A 1027-nucleotide genomic window follows, 5' to 3' on the forward strand; every position below is an offset into this window, starting at 1 on the left:
ATTGCTCCTATCGCGCAATTCCACATTCCATGTCTGATCAAAAACAGCTTTAACCCTCAAGGCGCGGGTACGCTTATCGGCCAAGATACTGGTGAAGATAATCTTGCGATCAAAGGTATTACAACGCTTAACGACCTAACCATGGTTAACGTATCAGGCCCAGGTATGAAGGGGATGGTAGGCATGGCGAGCCGAGTATTTGGTGCGATGTCTTCTGCTGGTGTCTCTATTGTATTAATTACTCAATCATCGTCTGAGTACAGTATCAGCTTCTGTATCGAGGCTGATGATAAGTTGAAAGCTCAACAAGTTCTGGCGGATGCGTTTGAACTTGAACTAAAAGACGGTCTATTGGAACCGGTTGATTTTATCGATGATGTTTCTATCGTTACCTTGGTTGGTGACGGCATGCGTACATCCCGTGGTGTTGCTTCACGTTTCTTCTCTTCTCTTGCGGAAGTGAACGTCAATATCGTCGCGATTGCGCAGGGTTCTTCAGAGCGTGCTATCTCTGCGGTAATTCCGGAAGACAAAATTTCTGAGGCGATCAAAGCGTGTCACGAAAACCTATTTAACTCGAAATACTTCCTCGATGTGTTTGTTGTTGGTGTTGGCGGTGTTGGCGGTGAGCTGGTGGATCAGATCCAACGTCAGCAATCCAAACTGGCAGAAAAAGGTATCGTGATTCGAGTGTGTGGTTTAGCAAATAGCAAAGGCTTGCTACTCGATAGTGAAGGCTTACCACTAGAACACTGGCGCGACCGCATGTCAGCGGCAACAGAAGAATTCAGTCTAGCTCGTTTAATTGCGTTGGTTCAGCGCAATCACATCATCAACCCTGTACTTGTGGATTGTACGTCTAGTGAAGACATCGCAAATCAATATGCAGACTTTCTAGCAGCAGGTTTCCACGTGGTCACGCCAAACAAAAAAGCAAACACAGCAAGCATGGCGTACTACCATCAGCTTCGAGATGTCGCTCGTAGCTCGCGTCGCAAGTTGATGTACGAAACAACCGTAGGGGCAG

Annotated in this window: 1 protein-coding gene; it reads left to right on the forward strand. The window is 46.8% G+C overall.

Going from position 1 to position 1027, the window contains the following annotated elements; all coding sequences use genetic code 11:
- Positions 1–1027, forward strand: a 1027-nt coding sequence (locus R7044_RS24380) for an ACT domain-containing protein (RefSeq protein ID WP_225455895.1), incomplete at both ends; no start/stop codon positions are given.

It is taken from the genome of Vibrio sp. 1402, from assembly GCF_033340275.1.